At 66.2% G+C, this 19,954-nt stretch carries 18 protein-coding genes; 5 read left to right on the top strand and 13 right to left on the bottom strand.

Going from position 1 to position 19,954, the window contains the following annotated elements:
• Window positions 1–37: 37 nt before the first annotated feature.
• On the top strand, window positions 38–1,963 hold the full coding sequence (gene ftsH, locus AC2FAN_RS25525) for an ATP-dependent zinc metalloprotease FtsH (RefSeq protein ID WP_265054764.1): 1,926 nt from the start codon (window positions 38–40) through the stop codon (window positions 1,961–1,963).
• A gap of 294 nt (window positions 1,964–2,257) precedes the next feature.
• Window positions 2,258–3,601, top strand: a complete 1,344-nt coding sequence (gene glmM / locus AC2FAN_RS25530) for a phosphoglucosamine mutase (RefSeq protein WP_476806004.1) — start codon at window positions 2,258–2,260, stop codon at window positions 3,599–3,601.
• A gap of 193 nt (window positions 3,602–3,794) precedes the next feature.
• Here the strand turns inward: glmM and AC2FAN_RS25535 are convergent, their stop codons facing one another.
• Window positions 3,795–4,562, bottom strand: a complete 768-nt coding sequence (locus AC2FAN_RS25535) for an SDR family NAD(P)-dependent oxidoreductase (protein WP_265054762.1) — start codon at window positions 4,560–4,562, stop codon at window positions 3,795–3,797.
• A 132-nt stretch (window positions 4,563–4,694) separates the two neighbouring features.
• Here AC2FAN_RS25535 and AC2FAN_RS25540 point away from each other — a divergent pair, with 132 nt between their 5' ends.
• The gene (locus tag AC2FAN_RS25540) at window positions 4,695–5,732 is read left to right on the top strand and encodes an L-idonate 5-dehydrogenase (RefSeq protein ID WP_265054761.1); all 1,038 of its coding nucleotides are present in this window, start codon (window positions 4,695–4,697) and stop codon (window positions 5,730–5,732) included.
• A gap of 131 nt (window positions 5,733–5,863) precedes the next feature.
• On the opposite strand, the gene AC2FAN_RS25545 is transcribed toward AC2FAN_RS25540, so the two are convergent.
• On the bottom strand, window positions 5,864–7,537 hold the full coding sequence (locus AC2FAN_RS25545; protein ID WP_485176835.1) for a formate--tetrahydrofolate ligase: 1,674 nt from the start codon (window positions 7,535–7,537) through the stop codon (window positions 5,864–5,866).
• Window positions 7,538–7,817: 280 nt separating this feature from the next.
• On the opposite strand from AC2FAN_RS25545, the gene AC2FAN_RS25550 reads away from it, so the two are divergent.
• Complete coding sequence (locus tag AC2FAN_RS25550) at window positions 7,818–9,299, top strand: sensor histidine kinase (RefSeq protein WP_485176836.1); 1,482 nt, start codon at window positions 7,818–7,820, stop codon at window positions 9,297–9,299.
• Window positions 9,300–9,323: 24 nt separating this feature from the next.
• Here the strand turns inward: AC2FAN_RS25550 and AC2FAN_RS25555 are convergent, their stop codons facing one another.
• Both AC2FAN_RS25555 and AC2FAN_RS25560 read right to left on the bottom strand, forming a co-directional pair.
• The gene (locus AC2FAN_RS25555) at window positions 9,324–10,010 is read right to left on the bottom strand and encodes a glutathione S-transferase family protein (RefSeq protein WP_485176837.1); all 687 of its coding nucleotides are present in this window, start codon (window positions 10,008–10,010) and stop codon (window positions 9,324–9,326) included.
• A gap of 19 nt (window positions 10,011–10,029) precedes the next feature.
• Window positions 10,030–10,779 (bottom strand): haloacid dehalogenase type II, encoded by a 750-nt coding sequence (locus tag AC2FAN_RS25560; protein ID WP_485176839.1) that lies wholly within the window; start codon window positions 10,777–10,779, stop codon window positions 10,030–10,032.
• Window positions 10,780–10,895: 116 nt separating this feature from the next.
• Here AC2FAN_RS25560 and gpmI point away from each other — a divergent pair, with 116 nt between their 5' ends.
• Window positions 10,896–12,410, top strand: a complete 1,515-nt coding sequence (gene gpmI / locus AC2FAN_RS25565; RefSeq protein WP_485176841.1) for a 2,3-bisphosphoglycerate-independent phosphoglycerate mutase — start codon at window positions 10,896–10,898, stop codon at window positions 12,408–12,410.
• A 74-nt stretch (window positions 12,411–12,484) separates the two neighbouring features.
• Here the strand turns inward: gpmI and AC2FAN_RS25570 are convergent, their stop codons facing one another.
• The 9 genes from AC2FAN_RS25570 to AC2FAN_RS25610 all read right to left on the bottom strand — a co-directional run bounded on the left by AC2FAN_RS25570 (window position 12,485) and on the right by AC2FAN_RS25610 (window position 19,866).
• A complete protein-coding gene (locus tag AC2FAN_RS25570) occupies window positions 12,485–13,333 on the bottom strand; it encodes an outer membrane protein (protein WP_265054755.1) in 849 nt (282 codons plus the stop codon).
• 278 nt (window positions 13,334–13,611) lie between these two features.
• Entirely contained in the window at window positions 13,612–13,851 is a 240-nt protein-coding gene (locus AC2FAN_RS25575) for a hypothetical protein (protein WP_485176842.1), read from the bottom strand.
• 251 nt (window positions 13,852–14,102) lie between these two features.
• On the bottom strand, window positions 14,103–14,513 hold the full coding sequence (locus AC2FAN_RS25580; RefSeq protein WP_485176843.1) for a low affinity iron permease family protein: 411 nt from the start codon (window positions 14,511–14,513) through the stop codon (window positions 14,103–14,105).
• Window positions 14,514–14,596: 83 nt separating this feature from the next.
• Entirely contained in the window at window positions 14,597–15,433 is an 837-nt protein-coding gene (fghA, locus tag AC2FAN_RS25585; RefSeq protein WP_485176845.1) for an S-formylglutathione hydrolase, read from the bottom strand.
• Between the two features lie 200 nt (window positions 15,434–15,633).
• Complete coding sequence (locus AC2FAN_RS25590; RefSeq protein WP_485176847.1) at window positions 15,634–16,746, bottom strand: S-(hydroxymethyl)glutathione dehydrogenase/class III alcohol dehydrogenase; 1,113 nt, start codon at window positions 16,744–16,746, stop codon at window positions 15,634–15,636.
• A 25-nt stretch (window positions 16,747–16,771) separates the two neighbouring features.
• On the bottom strand, window positions 16,772–17,053 hold the full coding sequence (locus tag AC2FAN_RS25595) for a metal-sensing transcriptional repressor (protein WP_265054750.1): 282 nt from the start codon (window positions 17,051–17,053) through the stop codon (window positions 16,772–16,774).
• Window positions 17,054–17,195: 142 nt separating this feature from the next.
• On the bottom strand, window positions 17,196–18,095 hold the full coding sequence (locus AC2FAN_RS25600; RefSeq protein ID WP_485176848.1) for a hypothetical protein: 900 nt from the start codon (window positions 18,093–18,095) through the stop codon (window positions 17,196–17,198).
• Between the two features lie 158 nt (window positions 18,096–18,253).
• Window positions 18,254–18,814, bottom strand: a complete 561-nt coding sequence (locus AC2FAN_RS25605; RefSeq protein ID WP_265054748.1) for an NUDIX hydrolase — start codon at window positions 18,812–18,814, stop codon at window positions 18,254–18,256.
• Window positions 18,815–18,819: 5 nt separating this feature from the next.
• Complete coding sequence (locus tag AC2FAN_RS25610; protein WP_485176849.1) at window positions 18,820–19,866, bottom strand: DUF3616 domain-containing protein; 1,047 nt, start codon at window positions 19,864–19,866, stop codon at window positions 18,820–18,822.
• Window positions 19,867–19,954 lie beyond the last annotated feature (88 nt).

The raw sequence follows: 19,954 nt of genomic DNA on the forward strand, positions 1-19,954 counted from the left end.
TTATCCGGTTGGACCGGCAGGCCCGATCGGACTGGTGATGAATCCGAATTTTCGTAATTTCGCACTCTGGGTGGTGATCTTCCTGCTCGTGCTGGCTCTGGTGACGCTGTTCCAGAGCCCAAGCCAGCGGGCGAGCACGAACGAAATCCCCTATAGCCAGCTGATCAACGAGGCGGAGGCCGGGCGCGTTTCGAACGTCGTCGTGGCCGGGCAGGAGATTTCCGGCAGCTTCTCCGATGGCCGCAGCTTCGTGACCTATGCGCCTTATGGCGACCCGAACCTGCTGAAGACCATGGCCCAGAAGGGCGTTCAGGTTTCGGCGCGGGCTCCGTCAGAGGGCACGCCCTGGTTCATGGCGCTGCTCGTCAACTCGCTGCCCTTCGTGATCTTCATCGGCCTGTGGATATTCATGTCCCGCCAGATGCAGAACGGCGCCGGCCGGGCGATGGGCTTCGGCAAGTCGAAGGCCAAGCTGCTGACCGAGGCGCATGGCCGCGTCACCTTCGATGATGTCGCGGGCATCGACGAGGCCAAGGAAGACCTGCAGGAGATCGTCGAGTTCCTGCGCGATCCGCAGAAGTTCCAGCGGCTCGGCGGGCGCATTCCGCGCGGCGTGCTGCTCGTCGGCCCTCCCGGTACCGGCAAGACGCTGACGGCCCGCGCCGTCGCCGGCGAAGCCAATGTGCCGTTCTTCACGATCTCGGGCTCCGACTTCGTCGAGATGTTCGTTGGCGTCGGCGCCAGCCGCGTCCGCGACATGTTCGAGCAGGCCAAGAAGAACGCGCCCTGCATCATCTTCATCGACGAGATCGACGCGGTCGGCCGTCATCGCGGCGCCGGCCTCGGCGGCGGCAATGACGAGCGCGAGCAGACGCTGAACCAGCTCCTCGTCGAGATGGACGGCTTCGAGCCGAACGAGGGCGTGATCATCATCGCCGCGACCAACCGTCCGGACGTGCTCGACCCGGCGCTGCTGCGCCCCGGCCGTTTCGACCGCCAGATCGTCGTGCCGAACCCTGATGTCGCCGGCCGCGAGAAGATCCTGAAGGTCCATGTCCGCAAGGTGCCGATGGCGCCGGACGTCGACCTGAAGATCCTCGCCCGCGGCACGCCCGGCTTCTCCGGCGCGGACCTGATGAACCTTGTCAACGAGGCGGCCCTGCTGGCGGCGCGTCGCGGCAAGCGCATGGTCACCCATGCCGAGTTCGAGGACGCCAAGGACAAGGTCATGATGGGCGCCGAGCGCAAATCCATGGCGATGTCCGAGGAAGAGAAGAAGCTGACCGCCTATCACGAGGCGGGCCACGCTATCGTCGGCCTCTACGTTCCCGCCGGCATCCCCGTCCACAAGGCGACGATCATTCCGCGCGGACGTGCGCTCGGCATGGTCAAGTTCCTGCCGGAGGGCGACCGCTACTCGATGAAGTTCAAGGAGTTCACCTCGCAGCTTGCGGTCGCCATGGGCGGGCGCGTGGCGGAGGAGATGACCTTCGGACGCGAGAACGTGACCTCGGGCGCCACCGGCGACATCCAGCAGGCGACCAAGATGGCCAAGGCCATGGTCACGCAGATGGGCTATTCGGACGAGCTCGGCATGGTCGCCTATGGCGACAACCAGGAAGAGGTCTTCCTGGGTATGTCGATGGGCCGCAGCCAGTCGATCTCCGAGTCGACGGCCCAGAAGATCGATGCCGAGGTCAAGCGTCTGGTCGATCAGGGCTATCAGGACGCCAAGACCATCCTGACCGAGCACCATGAGGAGTTCGTCTCGGTGGCCGAGGCGCTGCTCGAGTTCGAGACGCTGACGGGCGAGGAGATCCGCGATCTGATCGCCGGCAAGCGCCCGGTGCGCGATGCCGACGACACGCCGCACGCTCCGCGCGGCTCGGCCGTGCCGAGCGCCGGCAAGGGCCGCAAGCGCGGCGAGCCGGATGCCGGGATGGAGCCGCAGCCCCAGGCCTGAGGCAGACTCGGATAAACGAAAAAGGGCGGCCGAGAGGCCGCCCTTTTTCGTTTATCCAGCTCCGTCATGCTCGGGCTCGACCCGAGCATCTCGTGACGAGAAGGCTCCTGCTCCTCATCTTTCCCGAGATTTTCGGGTCTGCGCTGCGCTCCGCCCGGGAACGACGAGCCCTCCGTCGTGCAGGCCTTCTTCGGCCGCTGTCATGTTCCGTCATAATATGTGACAAGGCGGAAAGGTTTTTTGGCTATAGAACGCGCAAAATCGGGCGCGACAGCCCCTCGGAAACGAATCGCAATGACGCGCAAATATTTCGGGACGGACGGCATTCGCGGACGGGCGAACGGCGTCATCACGCCGGACCTCGCCCTGAAGGTCGGACAGGCCACGGGCCTCGCCTTCCGCCGCGGCGAGCATCGCCACCGGGTCGTGATCGGCAAGGATACGCGGCTTTCCGGCTACATGATCGAATATGCCATGGTCGCCGGCTTTACCGCGGTCGGCATGGACGTGATGCTGCTCGGCCCGATGCCAACACCGGCCGTCGCCATGTTGACGCGCTCGATGCGCGCCGATCTCGGCGTGATGATCTCGGCCTCGCACAACGCCTATGAGGACAACGGCATCAAGCTGTTCGGCCCCGACGGCTACAAGCTCAACGACGAGGTCGAGCGGGAGATCGAGGCATTGATCGATGCCGATCTCGGGCCGCGATTGGCTGCGTCGGCGGGGCTGGGCCGGGCCAAGCGCATCGACAGCGCCGCGGCGCGCTATGTCGAGTTCGCCAAGCGCACCATGCCGCGCAATATGAGCCTCGAGGGCCTGCGCATCGTGCTCGATTGCGCCAACGGCGCCGGCTACAAGGTCGCGCCGGAAGCGCTCTGGGAGCTGGGCGCCGAAGTCATCGTCATCGGCGACGAGCCTGATGGCTTCAACATCAATCGCGAGGTTGGCTCGACCCATCCGGAAGCGCTCGTTGCCAAGGTCCGCGAGCTGCGCGCCGATATCGGCATCGCGCTGGATGGCGACGCGGATCGCGTGCTGATCATCGACGAGCAGGGGCACATCGTCGATGGCGACCAGCTGATGGCAGTGATCGCGCGCTCATGGCTGGAGGACGGACGCCTGTCGGCGCCCGGCATCGTCGCGACCGTGATGTCCAATCTCGGGCTGGAACGCTACCTTGCGGGGCTAGGCCTGTCGCTGGCGCGCACCGCGGTCGGCGACCGCTATGTGCTGGAGCACATGCGCACTCACGGCTTCAATCTTGGCGGCGAGCAATCCGGCCACATCATCCTCTCGGATTTCGGCACGACCGGCGATGGGCTGGTGGCGGCGCTGCAATTGCTCGCAGTGGTCAAGCGGATGGACAAGCCGGTCTCGGAAGTCTGCCATTGCTTCGAGCCGCTGCCGCAGATCCTCAAGAATGTCCGCTACAAGGCGGGCAAGCCGCTGGAGCAGCAGCCGGTGGTCAGCGCGATCGAGGCGGCGAGGCAGTTGCTCGGCGAGAGCGGCCGGCTCGTCATCCGCCCGTCGGGCACCGAGCCGGTGATCCGCGTGATGGCCGAGGGCGACGATCGCGACCTCGTCGAGCGCGCGGTGGACGATGTCGTCGATGCCGTGACGAAGGCGGCGGCCTGAAGCAGATTGAGGGGTAACGGTTCGGGCGTCATTCCGGGCTTCGCGCAGCGAAGAGCCCGGAACCCAGAACCGATGCGCCTGATCGCACGGCACGATCGGCCAAAGCCCATTTTCGGCGAATGGCAACGGTTCTGGGTTCCGGGCTCAGGCCTTTGGCCTGCCCCGGAATGACGCTGGCGTTCTTGCAGCTCGCTCACACCACCGCAGTCAACCCGCCATCGACCATGAGCAGATGGCCGTTGACGTAGTCGGAGGCGGGAGCGGAGAGGAAGATGGCGGCGCCGACCAATTCCCTGGTCTCGCCCCAGCGCCCGGCCGGCGTGCGACTGCAGACCCAGTTCGTGAAGGCCTCGTCCGCGATCAGCGCCGTGTTGATCTCGGTGGCGAAGTAGCCGGGGCCGATGGCATTGGCCTGGATGTTGTGCTTGCCGAGCTCGGCTGCGAGACCCCGCGTCATCATCTTCACCGCGCCCTTCGAGGCGGTGTAGGGGATGATGGTGGCGCGGCCGAGTTCGCTCATCACCGAGCCGATATTGATGATCTTGCCGCGCTTGCGTGGCACCATCCGCTTCGTCACGGCCTGGGTGACGTAGAAGACCGAATGCAGGTTGGTGTTCATCACCTCATGCCAGCCCTCGACCGGGAATTCGGTGATCGGCGCGCGCTTCTGCATGCCGGCATTGTTGATGAGGATGTCGATGGGGCCGATATCGGCCTCGATCGCGGCGATGCCGGCCTCGACCGCCCGGTGATCGGTGACGTCGAAGGCGGCGATGGAGGCCTTGCGGCCGGCCTGGCTAAGCGCCTGCTGTGCCCGTTCGAGCTTGCCCTTGTCGCGGCCGTTCAGCACCACATGGGCGCCGGCCTCCGACAGGCCTTCCGCAAGCGCAAGGCCGATGCCCTGGCCCGAGCCGGTGACGAGCGCGATCTTGCCTTCGAGACTGAACAGCGACAGCGACATGGCGTATCCTCGCAGAGTGCTCCGGCGGGGAGCAGTTTCGGTTTGCGCACAACCTGCATCCTTCGGTAAGCAGGTTTCAAACGATTAGACAATGGTTGCGGACGCGGTTCGGCAACAGAGCGGGAGCGAGACATGCGTGCCGTCTTCATTCATGGCGAGAAGGACCTGCGCGTCGAGGCTACGACAGCGCCCGAGCTCGGGCCCCACGACGTCAGGGTGCGGATCGAGGCCGGCGGCATCTGCGGCTCGGATCTGCATTATTATCTTCATGGCGGTTTCGGCACGATCCGCGTGCGCGAGCCGATGATCCTGGGCCATGAGATCGCAGGCCGGGTCGAGGCGGTCGGCGGCGAGGTCTCGCGTGTGCAGCCGGGCGACCGTGTGGCGGTCAATCCGAGCCGGGCCTGCGGCCATTGCCGCTATTGCCAGATGGGCCTGCAGCAGCACTGCACCGACATGCAGTTCTACGGCTCGGCGATGCGCTTCCCGCATGTGCAGGGCGGTTTCCGCGATGTGCTGGTCGTCGAGGAGCGGCAGGCTGTGAAGGTGGCGCCGCATGTCACGGCAGCCGAGGCGGCCTTCGCCGAGCCGCTTTCGGTCTGCCTGCATGCCGCCAAGCGCGCCGGCCCGCTGCTCGGCAAGCGCGTGCTGGTAACGGGCTCCGGGCCGATCGGGGCGCTCACCATCGTCGCGGCGAAGGCGGCGGGCGCCGCCGAGATCGTGGCGACGGACGTGGTCGACGGTCCCCTGCCGATCGCGCGCAAGATGGGCGCGACCGCGACGATCAATGTCGCGGCCGAACCTGAACGGCTGAAAGCGGAGTATGGAGCGGAGAAGGGTGCCTTCGACGTCATGTTCGAGGCATCCGGCAATCAGCATGCATTGAGCGGCGCCTTCGACGTGATCAGGCCGGGCGGCGTCATCGTCCAGATCGGCGTCGGCGGCCAGTTCACCCTGCCGATGAATGTCGTCGTCGCCAAGGAGTTCGACCTGCGCGGCTCCTTCCGCTTCCACGAGGAATTCGACTGGGCGGTGGCGATGATCGGCTCGGGCAATATCGACCTCTCGCCGCTGCTGACCGCGACGATTCCCGTCGACCGCGCGGTCGAGGCCTTCGACCTTGCCGCCGACAAGTCGAAGGCGATCAAGGTGCAGCTCGACTTCGCCTGAGGGACGCCGAGGGTCATTCGCGGGCGAAGCGCAGCGAGGCCCGAGACTCTCACGCAGAATGAGGTACCGGAGCCTCGTTCTGGAAGAGATGCTCGGGTCAAGCCCGAGCATGACGGCGGCATAGCGACGACCTAGAACAGTCCTTCGATCCGTCCCTGAGCGTCGATATGGATGCGCTCGGCCGCCGGCTCGCGGGGCAGGCCGGGCATCGTCATGATGTCCCCGCAGATCGCGACGACGAAGCCGGCGCCGGCCGAGAGCCTGAGTTCGCGCAACGGCACGATATGGCCGGAGGGCGCGCCGCGCAGCGTCGGGTCGGCCGAGAAGGAATACTGGGTCTTGGCGACGCAGATCGGCAGGTCGCCGAAGCCGGCCGCCTCAAGTTCCGCGAAGCGCGCCTGCAGTTTCGCATCGACGCTCACGCTTTCGGCGCCGTAGATCTCGCGCGCGACCGTCTCCAGCTTCTGCCGGAGCGGCATGGCGTCGGGGTAAAGCGGCGCGAAATCGGCTTCGCCCTCATCGGCGAGCGCGGCGACCTTGCGCGCCAGCTCTTCGGCGCCGGCGCCGCCCTCGGCCCAGTGCCGGCAGATCACCGCCTCGACGCCGAGATGGTTGCGGCAGTAGTTGCGGATCAGCTCGTGTTCGGCAGCGGTGTCGGTGGTGAAGTGGTTGATCGCGACGATCGGCGGCACGCCGAACTTGCGGACGTTGCCGACATGGCGGGTGAGGTTTGAGAGACCCGCTTCCAGTGCCTTGAGATTTTCCTGCCCGAGAGCGTCCTTGGCAACGCCGCCATGCATCTTGAGGGCGCGGACCGTCGCGACGACGACGGCGGCGGCGGGCTTCAGCCCGGCCTTGCGGCATTTGATGTCGAAGAACTTCTCGGCGCCGAGATCGGCACCGAAGCCGGCCTCGGTGACGACGTAATCGGCGAGCTTCAGCGCCGCGCGGGTGGCGATCACCGAATTGCAGCCATGGGCGATGTTGGCGAAGGGGCCGCCATGGACGAAGGCGGGCGTGCCTTCCAGCGTCTGCACGAGGTTCGGCATCAGCGCGTCCTTGAGCAGCACGCTCATCGCGCCGGTCGCCTTGATGTCGGCGGCGGTGACCAGGCGCTTGTCACGGGTGCGGCCGACGACGATGCGGCCGAGTCGGGCTTCGAGATCGGCGGAATCCTGTGCCAGGCAGAAGATCGCCATCACCTCCGAGGCGACGGTGATGTCGAAGCCGTCCTCGCGCGGGAAGCCGTTGCCGGGCCCGCCGAGCGAGGAGACGGTCGCGCGTAGCGCCCGGTCGTTCATGTCGAGCACGCGGCGCCAGGCGATATAGCGCGTGTCGAGCCCGAGGGCGTTGCCCCAATAGACATGGTTGTCGACCATGGCGGCGAGCAGGTTGTGAGCGCTGGTGATGGCGTGGAAATCGCCGGTGAAGTGCAGGTTGATCTGCTCCATCGGCACGACCTGGGCGTAGCCGCCGCCGGCGGCGCCGCCCTTGACCCCGAAGCAGGGGCCGAGCGAGGGCTCGCGCAGGGCGATCAGGGTGCGCTTGCCGATGCGCGAGAGGCCGTCGCCGAGGCCCACGGTCGTCGTGGTCTTGCCCTCGCCGGCCGGCGTCGGGCTGATCGCCGTGACCAGGATGAGCTTGCCGTCCGGCCGCGCCTGAAAGCCCGGAATGGCGTGGGTGTCGATCTTGGCGATATGCTTGCCGTACGGGTTGAGCGCTTCGGTGGGGATGCCCGCCTTTCCGGCGATGGCGGCGATGGGCTGAAGCGTCGCGGCGCGCGCGATCTCGATATCGGTCGGCATCCGTCCTCGCGGAGATTGTGCTGGCTCCGCGCCTCCCGGCGCGGCGGCGGCGACACTGGCGCGAAACGCCCGGCGCCGCCAGCGCTTTTGCCGCGATGGCAGCCATGATGCACAGGCCGAAATGTCTTTTGACACAAGAGGTGCCGGCCGCGACTGCTACTGGCTTCGAGTCGGCGTCGGCAGCGCATATGGCGGCTTGCAGAGGCCCGGAACAGGCAGTTACCAATGCTGGCGCAGATGGTTTGCGACTTCGCATTCTGGTCGGCTGGGGGATACGACCATGAAGCAGCCAGCCTGGCCTGCTGGGAAGGGCGAGATCGCAGCATTGCTGCGCGGCTGGACCGGCAGCGAAACCACGCTCGGCGCGCCCGCCGACTGGCCGCCGCATCTCCGCAACGCTCTGCAGCTCATCCTGCTTTCGCCCTCGGCCATGACGCTGCTCTGGGGCGAGCAGGGCCTGATGTTCTACAACGATGCCTATGCGGTCATTGCCGGCGCGCGGCATCCGGCCATTCTCGGTGTCGGCGTCTTCGAGGCGTGGCCCGAGGTCGAAGCGTTCAATCGCCAGGTGATGGCAAGCGTCTTCGCCGGAGAGTCGCCATCGTACCGCGACGTGCCGTTCGTCTTCTACCGCACCGGTTTGGCGGAGGAGGTCTGGCTGAACGTCGACTACAGCCCGATCCTCGGCGAGGCCGGCGCTGTCGACGGCGTGCTGGCGATCGTCACCGAGACGACGGAGCGCGTGCGTGCCGAGCAGACACTGCGGCGACGCGAGCAGGAATTGGCCCGGGTCCAGAAGATCGGCCGCGTCGGCGGGCTCGAAGTCAATCTGCGCTCCGGCTTCCACAATCGCCGATCGCCGGAATACCTGCTGATCCACGGGCTGCCGCCGGAAGCGGCCGAGGAAACGCATGAGGATTGGGTCCGGCGCATCCACCCCGACGAGCGCCTGGCGGTCGAGGCCCATTTTCGCGAAGCGGTGCAGGGAACGGCGACCGAGTATCAGGCGGAATATCGTATCGTCAGGCCTTCGGACGGACAGCTGCGCTGGATCTCGGCGATCGCGCAGATCGAGCGGGACGAGAACGGGCAGGCGGTGCGTCTCGTCGGGGCGCATCTGGATGTGACCGAGCGCAAGGAGGCCGAGGCCGAGCAGCGGCTGCTGATGCAGGAGCTGGCGCACCGTGTGAAGAACACCATGGCGATGATCCAGGCGCTGGCCTCGCAGACCCTGCGCAGTGCGAGCACGCTCGAGGGGGCGCGCGAAACCTTCGGCGCACGCCTGGCGGCGCTTTCGCGAGCCCATGACCTGCTGGTCGGCGGCCGGCGTGCGGACGCGAGCGTGGCCGACATCGCTCAGAGCATCATCGCCCTCCAGGGCGATGCGCAGCGCTTCCGCATCCACGGCACCACGGTGGTGCTGGGCCCGAAGCCGGCGCTCGCGCTCACCCTCATCCTCCACGAACTGACGACCAATGCTGTCAAATACGGCGCTCTCTCCAACGAGGCCGGCATCGTGACGCTGAGCTGGGGCGTGGACGAGATCGAGGGCGTCAAGCAGTTCCGCCTGCGCTGGCAGGAGAGTGGCGGACCGCCTGTGTCGCCGCCTTCGCGCAAGGGCTTCGGCACTCGCCTGATCGAGCGCTCCTTCCCGGCCGTACGCGCCGGCACCACCACGGCCTATCTCCGGGAAGGGTTGGTCTTCACGCTCGACGCGCCCTTCGAGGCCTTCAGCGGCGGCGAGAACGAGGCCGGCGCCTGAGGTGCAGGCGCCGGCAAAGCCCGATCAGCCGGCGAGGCGGGCATTCTGCGGGAACAGGAACTTCCGCGCCTCGTCGTCGAACTCCGTCTTGAAAGCGAACTGATCCTTCAGTGCCACGGCGCGCTGGGCCGCGGGCCGGGCCGAGATTTCGTCGAGATGGCGCTTCACATGCGGGAACATCTCGGGCCACACGTCGCCGATCGCGAAGGACAGCCGCGTCGCCCAGCCCCAGACGGACATGTCGACGAGCGTGTAGCGGTCCCCGAGCATATAGCGGCGCTTGCCGAGCAGTTCGTCGATGATGCCCCAGTGGCGCTCCGCCTCGCGGGCGTAGCGGTTGATGGCGTAGGGGATCTTCTCCGGCGCGAAACGGCTGAAATGCACGGCCTGGCCGCAATAGGGGCCGATGCCTGTGGCGACGAACATCAGCCAGGACAGCATATCGCCGCGCGCCTTCGGCGTATCCTCGGGCAGGAACTGCCCGGTCTTCTCGGCGAGGTAGAGCAGGATCGCGTTCGAGTCGAAGACGGTGACGTCGCCGTCGGTCAGGGCCGGCGTCTTGGCGTTGGGGTTGATCGCGAGGAATTCCGGCTTGAACTGCTCGCCCTTGCGGGTGTCGACCGGCACCATCTCGTAGGGCAGGCCGGCCTCCTCCAGAAACAGCGCCACCTTCGCGGGGTTGGGCGAGGGGTGGTAGTAGAGCTTGATCATGTTGGCTCCTCGGCGGCGTTCAGGCCTGTCTCAATCCGGCGACATAGGAGACGAGATCGGTCAGCGCGGCAATGGTCGCATCGGCCTGGAAGCCGAGCTGCTCCGGCTGCATCCTGAGCGCCTTGAACATCAGCGCGGGGTCGATCGTGGCGGCGGCTTCGAGCTCGCTGCGCAGCCTGCCTGCCGACACACGCTCGATGCGGGCGACATGGAAGCCGTGCGCCTTGGCGCCGGCGATGTCGAAGCCGTTGGAGGAGACGAAGAGGATCTCCTCGCGGGCGAGGCCGAGCCGCTTCTCGACATGGGCGTAGCCGCGCGGATCGGGCTTGTAGACGCCGATCTCGTCGACGCTGATCACGGTTTCCAGCAGTTCGCCGATGCCGGCATGCGCGACGAGCCGCTTCAGCATGGCTGGGCTGCCGTTCGAGAAGATGGCAAGGCGGTGCGAGGCGAGCCCCTCCAGCGCCGTGCGCGCCTCCGGGTAAAGCGCGAGCGCGTCATAGGCTTCGGCGATCCGGGTGACGAGGTCCGGCGGTGCGGAGAGGCCGAGCGTCCTCAGGCTGAAATCGAGCGAGTCGCGCGTGACCGTCCAGAAATCCTCATAGCGGCCCATCAGGGCGCGCAGCCAGGTGTATTCGAGCTGTTTCAGCCGCCAGATCTGGGTGATCGTCGCGCCATGTCCGGGAAAGGCCGCGTCGGTGATGCCAGCCACGGATTGCACGTCGAAGAGCGTGCCGTAGGCATCGAAAACCAGCGCCTTGATCGTCATCGCTGTCCTCCGTCGGGGCTTCGCCGCGGTCCTGCCGCTTTCTTAGCACTCGCATTGACGGCGCGGTGCGTGATATCCGCACAACCATCCTTCACAGACGCCGACAGGTTCAGCCGATGCCGCCTCGCCCCGTGATGCTGATGATCCTCGATGGCTGGGGCTGGCGCGAGGAGAGCGAGAACAACGCGGTCCGGCTGGCTGCGACCCCCAATTTCGACCGCTTCTGGGCGAGCTGTCCGCATGCCTTCCTGCGGACCTCCGGGCTCGATGTCGGCCTTCCGGAAGGGCAGATGGGCAATTCCGAGGTCGGGCATCTCAATCTCGGCGCCGGCCGCGTGGTGATGCAGGACCTGCCGCGGATCAACCAAGCGATCACCGATGGTTCGATCGCGGCGGCGCTTGCGGCAACCGGCCTCGTCGACGGACTGAAGGCGAGCGGCGGCGCCTGCCATCTACTCGGCCTGGTGTCACCGGGCGGCGTCCATGCCCATCAGGACCATGCGGTGGCATTGGCCGGCATCCTGGTCAGCCAGGGCATTCGGGTCCGTGTCCACGTCTTCACCGACGGGCGCGATACGCCGCCGCAGTCGGCAGCGGATTACGTCAGGGCCTTCGCGGCGGCCTTGCCGCCGGAGGCCGTGATCGCCAGCGTCTCCGGCCGCTATTACGCCATGGACCGCGACAACCGCTGGGAGCGCGTCGAGAAGGCCTGGCGCGCCATGGTGCTGGGGGAGGGCGCTGCATTCGCCACGGCCGACGCGGCGATCGCGGCCGCCTATGCGCAGGATGTCACCGACGAGTTCATCGTCCCGGCCGCGATCGGCGGCTATGCCGGCATGCGGGGTGGCGATGGCCTGCTCAGCTTCAATTTCCGCTCCGACCGCATTCGCGAGATCCTCGGCGCGGTGCTGGAGCCAGACTTCGCCGGGTTCATGCGCCCGCGCCGGCCGCAATTGGTCAAGGCCGTCAGCATGACCTCCTACAGCGCCGAGCTCGACAAGGTCATGCCGATGCTGTTCGCAGCCCAGACGCTCGCCGAGGGGCTGGGCGAGACGGTGGCCAAGGCAGGCCTCAAGCAGGTCCGCATGGCGGAGACCGAGAAATATCCGCACGTCACCTATTTCTTCAACGGCGGCGAGGAGACGCCCTATCCCGGCGAGGATCGGGTGATGGCGCCTTCGCCCAAGGTCGCGACCTACGATTTGCAGCCGGAGATGTCGGCGCCGGAGCTGACCGCGAAGGCGGTCGAGGCGATCGATTCCGGGCGCTACGACCTCGTCGTGCTGAATTTCGCCAATGCCGACATGGTCGGTCATACCGGCGTGCTGGCGGCCGCGATCAAGGCGGTCGAGACGGTCGATGCCGGGCTGGGCGCCATCGCGGATGCCGTGCAGCGGGCGGGCGGCGCGCTGCTCGTCACCGCCGACCACGGAAATGCCGAGCTGATGGTCGATCCGCTGACCGGCAAGCCGCATACGGCGCACACCACCAACCCGGTGCCGCTGATGCTGATCGGCGGGCAGGCCGGAGCCCTGGCGGACGGGCGCCTCGCCGACATCTCGCCGACGCTGCTGGCACTGATGGGCCTGGAGCAACCCGCCGAGATGACAGGGCGGTCGCTGCTGCGCTGAAGCGAGCGGACCGGCAACGCAAAACGGCGCGGAAGTGATCCGCGCCGTTTTGGTTTCAGGTTGTGGAGGCCGTGTCAGTACTTGCGCACGACCGGCGGCGCGTAGGCGACCGGCTCCGGCGTGCCGCAGCAGTTCGGGTCGCCGAAGTTCCAGCGCATGCCGATGCGGAAATCGTGGCTGTCGATGTTCCTGGACTTGAGCGGGGCGTAGATATCGCCGTTGAAGGCGTTGACGATCCGGCCCGACTGGGCGTCGCCGAGGTTGAGATAGCGGTAGCCCAGCTCGAGCGTGAGGTTCTTGTTCACCTCGTATCCGAGGCCGGCCATGAGTGCCCAGGCGAGATCGGTCTTGGTGCCGTTGCTGGCATAGCCAAGCGTCGGGAAGCCGGCGACGGAGCCCTGATCGGTCAGACCGCTGATGCGGTTCTGGGAAAAGCCGATGCCGGCGCCGATATAGGGCGTCAGGCAGTTCCAGGTGCCGAGGTCGAAATAGCCGTTGAACAGGGTGACCAGCGAAGACAGGTTGCCCTTGTAGGTGTTGGTCTGGTTGTCGTTGATGAAGGGGTTGAAAACGATGTCGTTCACCCCGATCGACGACGAGCCGCGATATTCGCCGGTGATGTCGAAGCGCAGCCAGTTGTTGAAGCGATAGCCGACGCCGAGGCCGGCAAAGAAAGCCGAATTGTCGGTCTGGCCGAAGAAGCTGCCGCCGAACTGGACGACGTCGTCCTGGTGGTACCTGCCGATGGTCTGGACGCCGACGCCGATATCGCCGCGCAGATAGAAGCCGCTGGAGATCGTGCCCTTGAGGCCAAGCGGCTCCGGCGGGGGCGGCGGGGCGTAAGCAAGATCGGCAGCATGGGCCGCGGCGGATGCGCCGAGGGCCAAGCCGCCCGCCAGCGCGAGAGTTTTCAGGCTGCCCATGGCAGTGTCCTTCGCGTTTGCGCGGCGCAAAAACGCAGCCCGCGCGAGTTACCAACAGGAAGGACCTTGGCAGAGATTTCTTAAATGACCCTTAACCCTAACGGCTAACCTTACTTTTGCCTGAAGATGGCCGCGAATGTTAACGGAACTTCACTATTTCTGGTCTGCTGTCGGGATAGAAGCGGAGGTGCGAACGCTGGCGGCCGAATTTGCGCCAGGCTCCAGCGGTGACCGCCGGTCTGTCAGGGCGATGCGGCGGCGCGGGAAAGGCGCCGCTCCTACCCCTGGCAGGTCAAGGTCGCATTCAGCTTGCTGCGGATGAGCGACAGCGACATGCTCCTGAAGAAGCTGTGAAAGCGTTGCGGCGCGCGGAAAACCAGCCTGTCGCCGTCCTCCCAGACCGGAACGACGGTGCCGCTAAGGCGCGCGGACATCGCGGCAAGCCGCATTTTGTCGATAGCCGCTTCCTGGGCGACGCGCGTCTGCGTCCCGAAAGAACTCTCGACCGGAACGATCACGAAATAGTTTCCGCACTCATTGACGTGAGCGATCTGCAAATCCGCCATCGATAGGCCACGCCCCATTTGGCCCCCCGGCGAGATGTGGCCCTAAATTACCTTAAGTCACATCCTTCATTTGGATGAACTATTTCGCAGGGGGACAAAGGGGAAGAGAAATTCCACCCTGGCATGTTCTTCCCGCGCCGGTAGCGATGCTGGCCACGGGCCCCGTCGCTAAGCAGGCGAGAGCCGGCTGTTCGCGCGGGTGCTTAGCTCGCGGCCTTACCGGCCGCCTTGCGGGCCTTGGCCGCCATGTCCTCGAATTCCTGGCGGATCTTTTCGATCTTCTCTTCATCCAGCTCTTCGAGATCGAGCAGCTCTTCGCGCGCGCCCTCCAGCTTCCAGATCAGCTCATCGAGCTTGATCTGCATCGCCGCCGTGTCGCGGTTCTGGCTGTTCTGGATGATGAAGACCATCAGGAACGTGACGATGGTGGTCGAGGTGTTGATGACGAGCTGCCAGGTGTCGTTGAAGCTGAAGATCGGCCCGGAAAGTGCCCACACCACGATGAGGGCGCCGGCGCCGAAGAAGGTCTGCGGCTTGCCGGCCCAATGAGCGACCCATTGCGAAAGGCGGGTGAAGAGCGAGCGGTCGCTTTGCGGCAGACGGCGCTTGGCCATGGTGAGATTCCCCCGTGCCGATCAAGGCTGTCCTGACAGCCCCAACGCAGCCGAGAAGCGACCGTTCCCGCTATGCGAACCGACTAGGCGACCAGACGCTCGGCGTGCCAGGCGACATGCTGCGCCATGAAGGTCGAGATGAAGCTGTAGGAATGATCGTAGCCGTCCCGCATCGTCAGCTGCAGCGGGATGCCGGCCGTGGCGCAGGCGATCTCGAGCAACTGTGGGCGCAGGCCCTCTTCGAGGAAGCCGTCGGCTGTGCCCTGATCGACCAGGAGATCGGGGATGCGATGTCCGTCCGCGATCAGCAAGGTCGAGTCGTAGGCGCGCCAGGTCGTCTCGTCCGGGCCGAGATATTTCTGAAAGGCCGGGCGCGACCAGCCGGCGGTCGAAGGCTGGGCGATAGGGGCGAAAGCGGAGACCGAGCGGTAGCGATCCGGATTCTTCAGCGCCAGTGTGATCGCGCCATGCCCACCCATGGAATGGCCGAAGATGCCCTGCCGGCTCATGTCGAGAGGAAAGTTCTTGGCGACGAGGGCCGGGAGCTCGTCGCGGATATAGCTCTCCATCCGGTAGTTGCGGGCATAGGGCTCCTGCGTGGCGTCGAGATAGAAGCCGGCGCCGGACCCGAACTGCCAGTTGTCCGGCTCGTCGGGAATGTTCTCGCCGCGCGGGCTGGTGTCCGGGCAGACGATCGCGATGCCATTGGCGGCTGCCGCGGCGCGGTACTCGCCCTTGTCCACGACGTTCTGATGCGTGCAGGTCAACCCCGACAGATACCAGAGCACCGGCACCGGCCCGTCCTCGATCTGGTGCGGCAGGTAGATCGCGAAGTTCATCGGACAGGCGCAGGCCGTGCTTTCGTGACGGTAGATGCGCTGTGAGCCGCCGAAGGCCTTCGAGGAGGAGAGGAGTTCCATGCGGTGTCCTTTCGATCGAGCTTCCGCGGCAGGGCAATTACACCCGCGCCGTCATTCCTGACGCAGCGAAGCGGAGATCCGGAATCCATCGTAGAGTGCGGTCGAGCCCTATGATGGATCCCGGATCGGCGCGGCTGTGCCGCTTGTCCGGGATGACGCCGTGTTTCCGTGCCCTATGGATAAGGCCAGAAAGCGGCGCCTCAGTAGACCACCACGCTCCGGATCGACTTGCCCTCATGCATGAGGTCGAAGCCGTGGTTGATCTCGTCCAGGCTCAGCTTGTGCGTGATCAGGTCGTCGATGTTGATCTTCCCCTCCATGTACCAGTCGACGATCTTCGGCACGTCGGTGCGCCCGCGCGCGCCGCCGAAAGCCGTGCCCTTCCAGACGCGGCCGGTGACGAGCTGGAACGGCCGGGTGGCGATCTCCTTGCCGGCTTCGGCGACGCCGATGACGATCGATTCACCCCAGCCGCGATGGCAGCATTCGAGCGCCTGGCGCATCACATTGGTATTGCCGGTGGCGTCGAAGGAGAAGTCGGCACCGCCGCCGGTGAGGTCGACGATCGCCTGCACGACCTTGTCGTTGCCGATCTCGGCCGGGTTGATGAAGTCGGTCATGCCGAACTTGCGCGCCATCTCCTGCTTGGCCGGATTGATGTCGACGCCGATGATCTTGTCGGCGCCGACCATGCGGGCGCCCTGGATCACATTGAGGCCGATGCCGCCGAGGCCGAAGACCACGACATTGGCACCCGGCCAGACCTTCGCCGTGTAGATGACGGCACCGATGCCGGTGGTGACGCCGCAGCCGATGTAGCAGATCTTGTCGAAGGGTGCGTCCTCCCGGACCTTCGCCAACGCGATCTCGGGCAGCACGGTGAAGTTCGCGAAGGTCGAGCAACCCATGTAGTGGAACACCTCGCCGCCGTCGCAGGAGAAGCGGCTCGTGCCATCGGGCATGACGCCCTGGCCCTGGGTGGCGCGGATCGAGGTGCAGAGGTTGGTCCGGCGCGACAGGCAGGACTTACAGTTGCGGCATTCCGGCGTGTAGAGCGGGATGACGTGATCGCCGGGTTTCAGCGTGGTGACGCCGGCGCCGACCTCGCGCACGATGCCGGCGCCCTCATGGCCGAGGATCGCCGGGAATTTGCCCTCCGAATCGAGGCCCGACAGCGTGTAGGCGTCGGTGTGGCAGATGCCGGTGGCCATCACCTCGACGAGGACCTCGCCGGCCTTGGGCCCGCCGATCTCGATGGTTTCGATGGTGAGCGGCTTGCCGGCTTCCCAGGCAACGGCTGCACGGGTCTTCATCGGGCGGTTCCTTCTTTTCGAGCGTTCATTTCAGATAGGGGCGGATGACCCGCATGATCGCGGCGATCTCGTCGTCTCCGGCTTCCGCCTTCGCGGCCTCGGCCGGGCGGGCCATGGTCTCGCGCAGATGGCTTTCGAGGACCTCGGCCATCAGCCCCGTCGCGGCACCGCGCAGCGCCGCGAGCTGCTGCAGCAGGGCGCCGCATTCCTCGCCGCGCTCCACGGCCGCGATCAGGGCGTCGGTCTGCCCCCTGATCCGGCGCAGCCGCGTGACGGCGCGCTTCTTCTCTTCAGGCGTATGAGGCATGCGAGGGCGCGCCGTGGTTTCTATCCGCCGCGACGCTAGGTACTCAGGGGGAGTATGTCAACGCAGACGGCGCGACGGCAACGGAAAAGGGCGGCAGCGTTGCCGCTGCCGCCCCTGCGCAGGCGTCTAATTCCGACAGGGGTCAGAAGCTGTAGCCGAGCTTCACCTTGACGAGATGCTGGCTGAAATTGGTCAGGTCGAGATCGCCGGGCTGGTCCTTGGCCTTGCCCGCGACCTGGATGTTGTAGGCGGCGGAGAGGGCGAGCTGCTTGGTCGCCTGCCAGAACACGCCGGGGCCGGCGAAAGTGGCATAGCCCGACTCGTTGCCGAAGCCGAGATCGTTATGGGCGCGCATGTGGCGGACTTCGCCGCTCAGATAGAGCCCGTCCAGGACCTGCCAGGCGAGCGAGCCGCCGACCGTGAAGGTCGAGGAGCGCTGGTAGGGCGAGGGGCCGGTCCAGGTCAGATCCTGCGAGAGGTTGAGCGCGGCGTAGAGCTTGCCCGGGATCAGCGCCTTGTCGGCGAAGATGCGCAGGCCGGTGTTGTAGGTGGTGAAGCGGCCGGCGCCGTCGGGATCCGCACGGTTGAAGCTCGGATCCAGGACAAGGGTGAGGCCGAGCCCGTGCATGTCGCGCCCGAGGAGGCGGTACTTCATCTCGACACCGGCGCCGAATGCGCGCTCGTCGGCGCTGATGCCGCCGGCCGAGGCGTTGGTGAAGGAACCCAGCACATAGGGGCCGACCTCGAAGCAGGGGAAGAGGCCATAGGAGCCCTGCAGGGTGAGCCCATGTCCGTTCGAGCTGCCGGTCCGCGTGCCGAAGGCACCGTTATAGGTGAGGCTCGGGCCGAAGGAGCCGACGCTGGCGACATCGGAGCCGGTGGTGAAGCCGAAGGCATCGGTCGGGATGCCTTCCTCATCCACGCAGGCGGAGACCACCGGTGCCGGCGCAAGGGTGGCCTTGCGGTAAGTCAGGTCGGCGGCGAAGGCGGGAGCCGCGGTTGCGGCGGCAATCAGGGCGAAAGCTAGGGTTTTCGAAGACATGGGAAACTCCGCAGAAGTCACGGATCAATACGCTATTGCAAATCAGTTGCAATATCTAATTCATCCTCGAATGAACCATGTCGCGAGCCCGAGATCGGCGCGATAAAAGAGCCATAGGCGTTTTCGCAATCCCGCCAGATGTTGTTGCGCTGCAACAGTCAGCGTTTCGGAACGGTTGAAAGCCGTTCCAGTGCCCGCGGCGCGATGCCGGCCAGCGCCTCGATCGGCTTCCAGGCGGCGGCATGGACCTCCTCGATCTGTGCGACGAGCGGCCGGGCGGGGTCGGCGAGGAAAAGATACTGCAGATCGTGATGGACATGATCGGGCTCGCCGCGAGAGGGCTTGCCGGGCACATCGTGGCTGTCGATCGTGAAGGGCAAGTCTCCGCCGCCGTGCCAGGGGTGGAGCGTCAGGCCGTGGACGCCGGTTTCCTCCTCGGCTTCGCGCGCCGCGGAAAGATGGAAGTGCTCGGCCTCCTCCCAATGGCCGCCGGGCTGGAGCCAGCGGCCGATCACGACATGGTCGATCAGCAGGACCTGTGCATGGTCCGGGGATAGCACGAAGGCGCTGGTAGTGAGGTGGCCGGGAAAGGTGTCGCGCCTGTCCAGGGCGTGACTCTGCGCCATCTGCCAGCGCAACAGGGAGAGATGTTCGCGAGGGCCGGCGATGTCAGCACGGTAACGTTCGACGGCATGGGCAAGGCGGGCGTTGAAGTCCATCGCGTTCAGCGCGTCCCGGCCGGCAGTGGCAGGCGATAGGATTCGAAATGACCGTTCTTGGGGCCGTCATAGCCGATCAGAACCGTGAGCGAGGTGCGGTCCTGCGCCAGCAGCGTCAGCGATTCGGCCTTGCCGCCGCTGCGGGCAGGTAGATCGCCAAGCAGCCGGGTATTCTCGAGCCTGATGATATCGACCAGCATCAAGGAATAGGGAAGCGACTGCTCCTGCGCGGGGCCGAGCAGCACGAGCAGCCGGCCGTCGGGCAGCAGCGCGAGATCGCGAATGCCGCGGTCAGGCCCGGCGGGCAAGGCGACGACCTTCGGGGCTTCGGTCGCGGGGGCGCGACCCGGCGCGAACAGGGCTTCGAGCGAGGCGCCGACGAGAAAGCTGCGATTGCCGAGAGAGGGCGCACGCAGGCCTGCCCAGAGCGTATCGCCGGCCACCGCGATGCCTTCGACGTTGAGGCCGTTGGCGTCCATCAGGCTCTTGCCGAAGAAGGCGCCGGTCTCGCCGGCGCGGCGCAGCATGTCGCTAAGGCGATAGGTCAATTCGACCCGGCCGGTGGGTGCGCCTTCGGCATCGACCTTGATCCGCGCCAGGTGGAAAGCAGAGAGGCGGAACTCGCCCTTGGTGCGCGAGCAGCCATGCGAGCCCGCCACATAGAATGCATGGTCCGCATAGGCGACGGCCTCGCCATCGAGTTCCGCAAAGCGGCCGGCCGTCCGGCAGATGCCTTGCGGTGGCTGTCCGAGCGTATCGGGCGAGGCTTCCGTGCCGATGATCGGCAGGGTGGCGCCGGGCGTGATGCGATTCTCGGCGATCCCGGCGAACTGGGCGAAGGCGCCCTCGTCATTGATCAGCAGACAGCGCTGGGCACCGTTGGCGACGGGCATGCAGGCGAGGCCGCTGACATCCCGCGCCGGCTTGCCGGGCTTGCGGGCGGAGAAATCGGCCAAGGCCTTGAAGCGCTGTTCGGGAACGAGTGTCGCCGCCTGGGCAAGGGAGATGCCGAGCAGCGCAACGGCAAAGGCGGGAAGAAAACGTGAGCGCATGCGGCGAATCCAGGAGAGAAGGGCGGATTGAGCGCGAGTGGTCCGCGGAAGTCAAAAGCCAGGCCGCGACCTTTATGCATCCTTGATG

It is taken from the genome of Allobosea sp. RIT-PG3_2, from assembly GCF_057321085.1.

Bases quoted from the DNA above. Each gene is read 5' to 3' on its own strand.
- AC2FAN_RS25560 (WP_485176839.1), bottom strand. From the start codon at position 10,779: ATGACGATCAAGGCGCTGGTTTTCGATGCCTACGGCACGCTCTTCGAC.
- AC2FAN_RS25605 (WP_265054748.1), bottom strand. From the start codon at position 18,814: ATGGACTTCAACGCCCGCCTTGCCCATGCCGTCGAACGTTACCGTGCT.
- ftsH (WP_265054764.1), top strand. From the start codon at position 38: ATGAATCCGAATTTTCGTAATTTCGCACTCTGGGTGGTGATCTTCCTG.
- AC2FAN_RS25600 (WP_485176848.1), bottom strand. From the start codon at position 18,095: ATGTCTTCGAAAACCCTAGCTTTCGCCCTGATTGCCGCCGCAACCGCG.
- AC2FAN_RS25540 (WP_265054761.1), top strand. From the start codon at position 4,695: ATGCGTGCCGTCTTCATTCATGGCGAGAAGGACCTGCGCGTCGAGGCT.
- glmM (WP_476806004.1), top strand. From the start codon at position 2,258: ATGACGCGCAAATATTTCGGGACGGACGGCATTCGCGGACGGGCGAAC.
- AC2FAN_RS25580 (WP_485176843.1), bottom strand. From the start codon at position 14,513: ATGGCCAAGCGCCGTCTGCCGCAAAGCGACCGCTCGCTCTTCACCCGC.
- gpmI (WP_485176841.1), top strand. From the start codon at position 10,896: ATGCCGCCTCGCCCCGTGATGCTGATGATCCTCGATGGCTGGGGCTGG.
- AC2FAN_RS25595 (WP_265054750.1), bottom strand. From the start codon at position 17,053: ATGCCTCATACGCCTGAAGAGAAGAAGCGCGCCGTCACGCGGCTGCGC.
- AC2FAN_RS25555 (WP_485176837.1), bottom strand. From the start codon at position 10,010: ATGATCAAGCTCTACTACCACCCCTCGCCCAACCCCGCGAAGGTGGCG.
- fghA (WP_485176845.1), bottom strand. From the start codon at position 15,433: ATGGAACTCCTCTCCTCCTCGAAGGCCTTCGGCGGCTCACAGCGCATC.
- AC2FAN_RS25570 (WP_265054755.1), bottom strand. From the start codon at position 13,333: ATGGGCAGCCTGAAAACTCTCGCGCTGGCGGGCGGCTTGGCCCTCGGC.
- AC2FAN_RS25610 (WP_485176849.1), bottom strand. From the start codon at position 19,866: ATGCGCTCACGTTTTCTTCCCGCCTTTGCCGTTGCGCTGCTCGGCATC.
- AC2FAN_RS25545 (WP_485176835.1), bottom strand. From the start codon at position 7,537: ATGCCGACCGATATCGAGATCGCGCGCGCCGCGACGCTTCAGCCCATC.
- AC2FAN_RS25590 (WP_485176847.1), bottom strand. From the start codon at position 16,746: ATGAAGACCCGTGCAGCCGTTGCCTGGGAAGCCGGCAAGCCGCTCACC.
- AC2FAN_RS25550 (WP_485176836.1), top strand. From the start codon at position 7,818: ATGAAGCAGCCAGCCTGGCCTGCTGGGAAGGGCGAGATCGCAGCATTG.
- AC2FAN_RS25535 (WP_265054762.1), bottom strand. From the start codon at position 4,562: ATGTCGCTGTCGCTGTTCAGTCTCGAAGGCAAGATCGCGCTCGTCACC.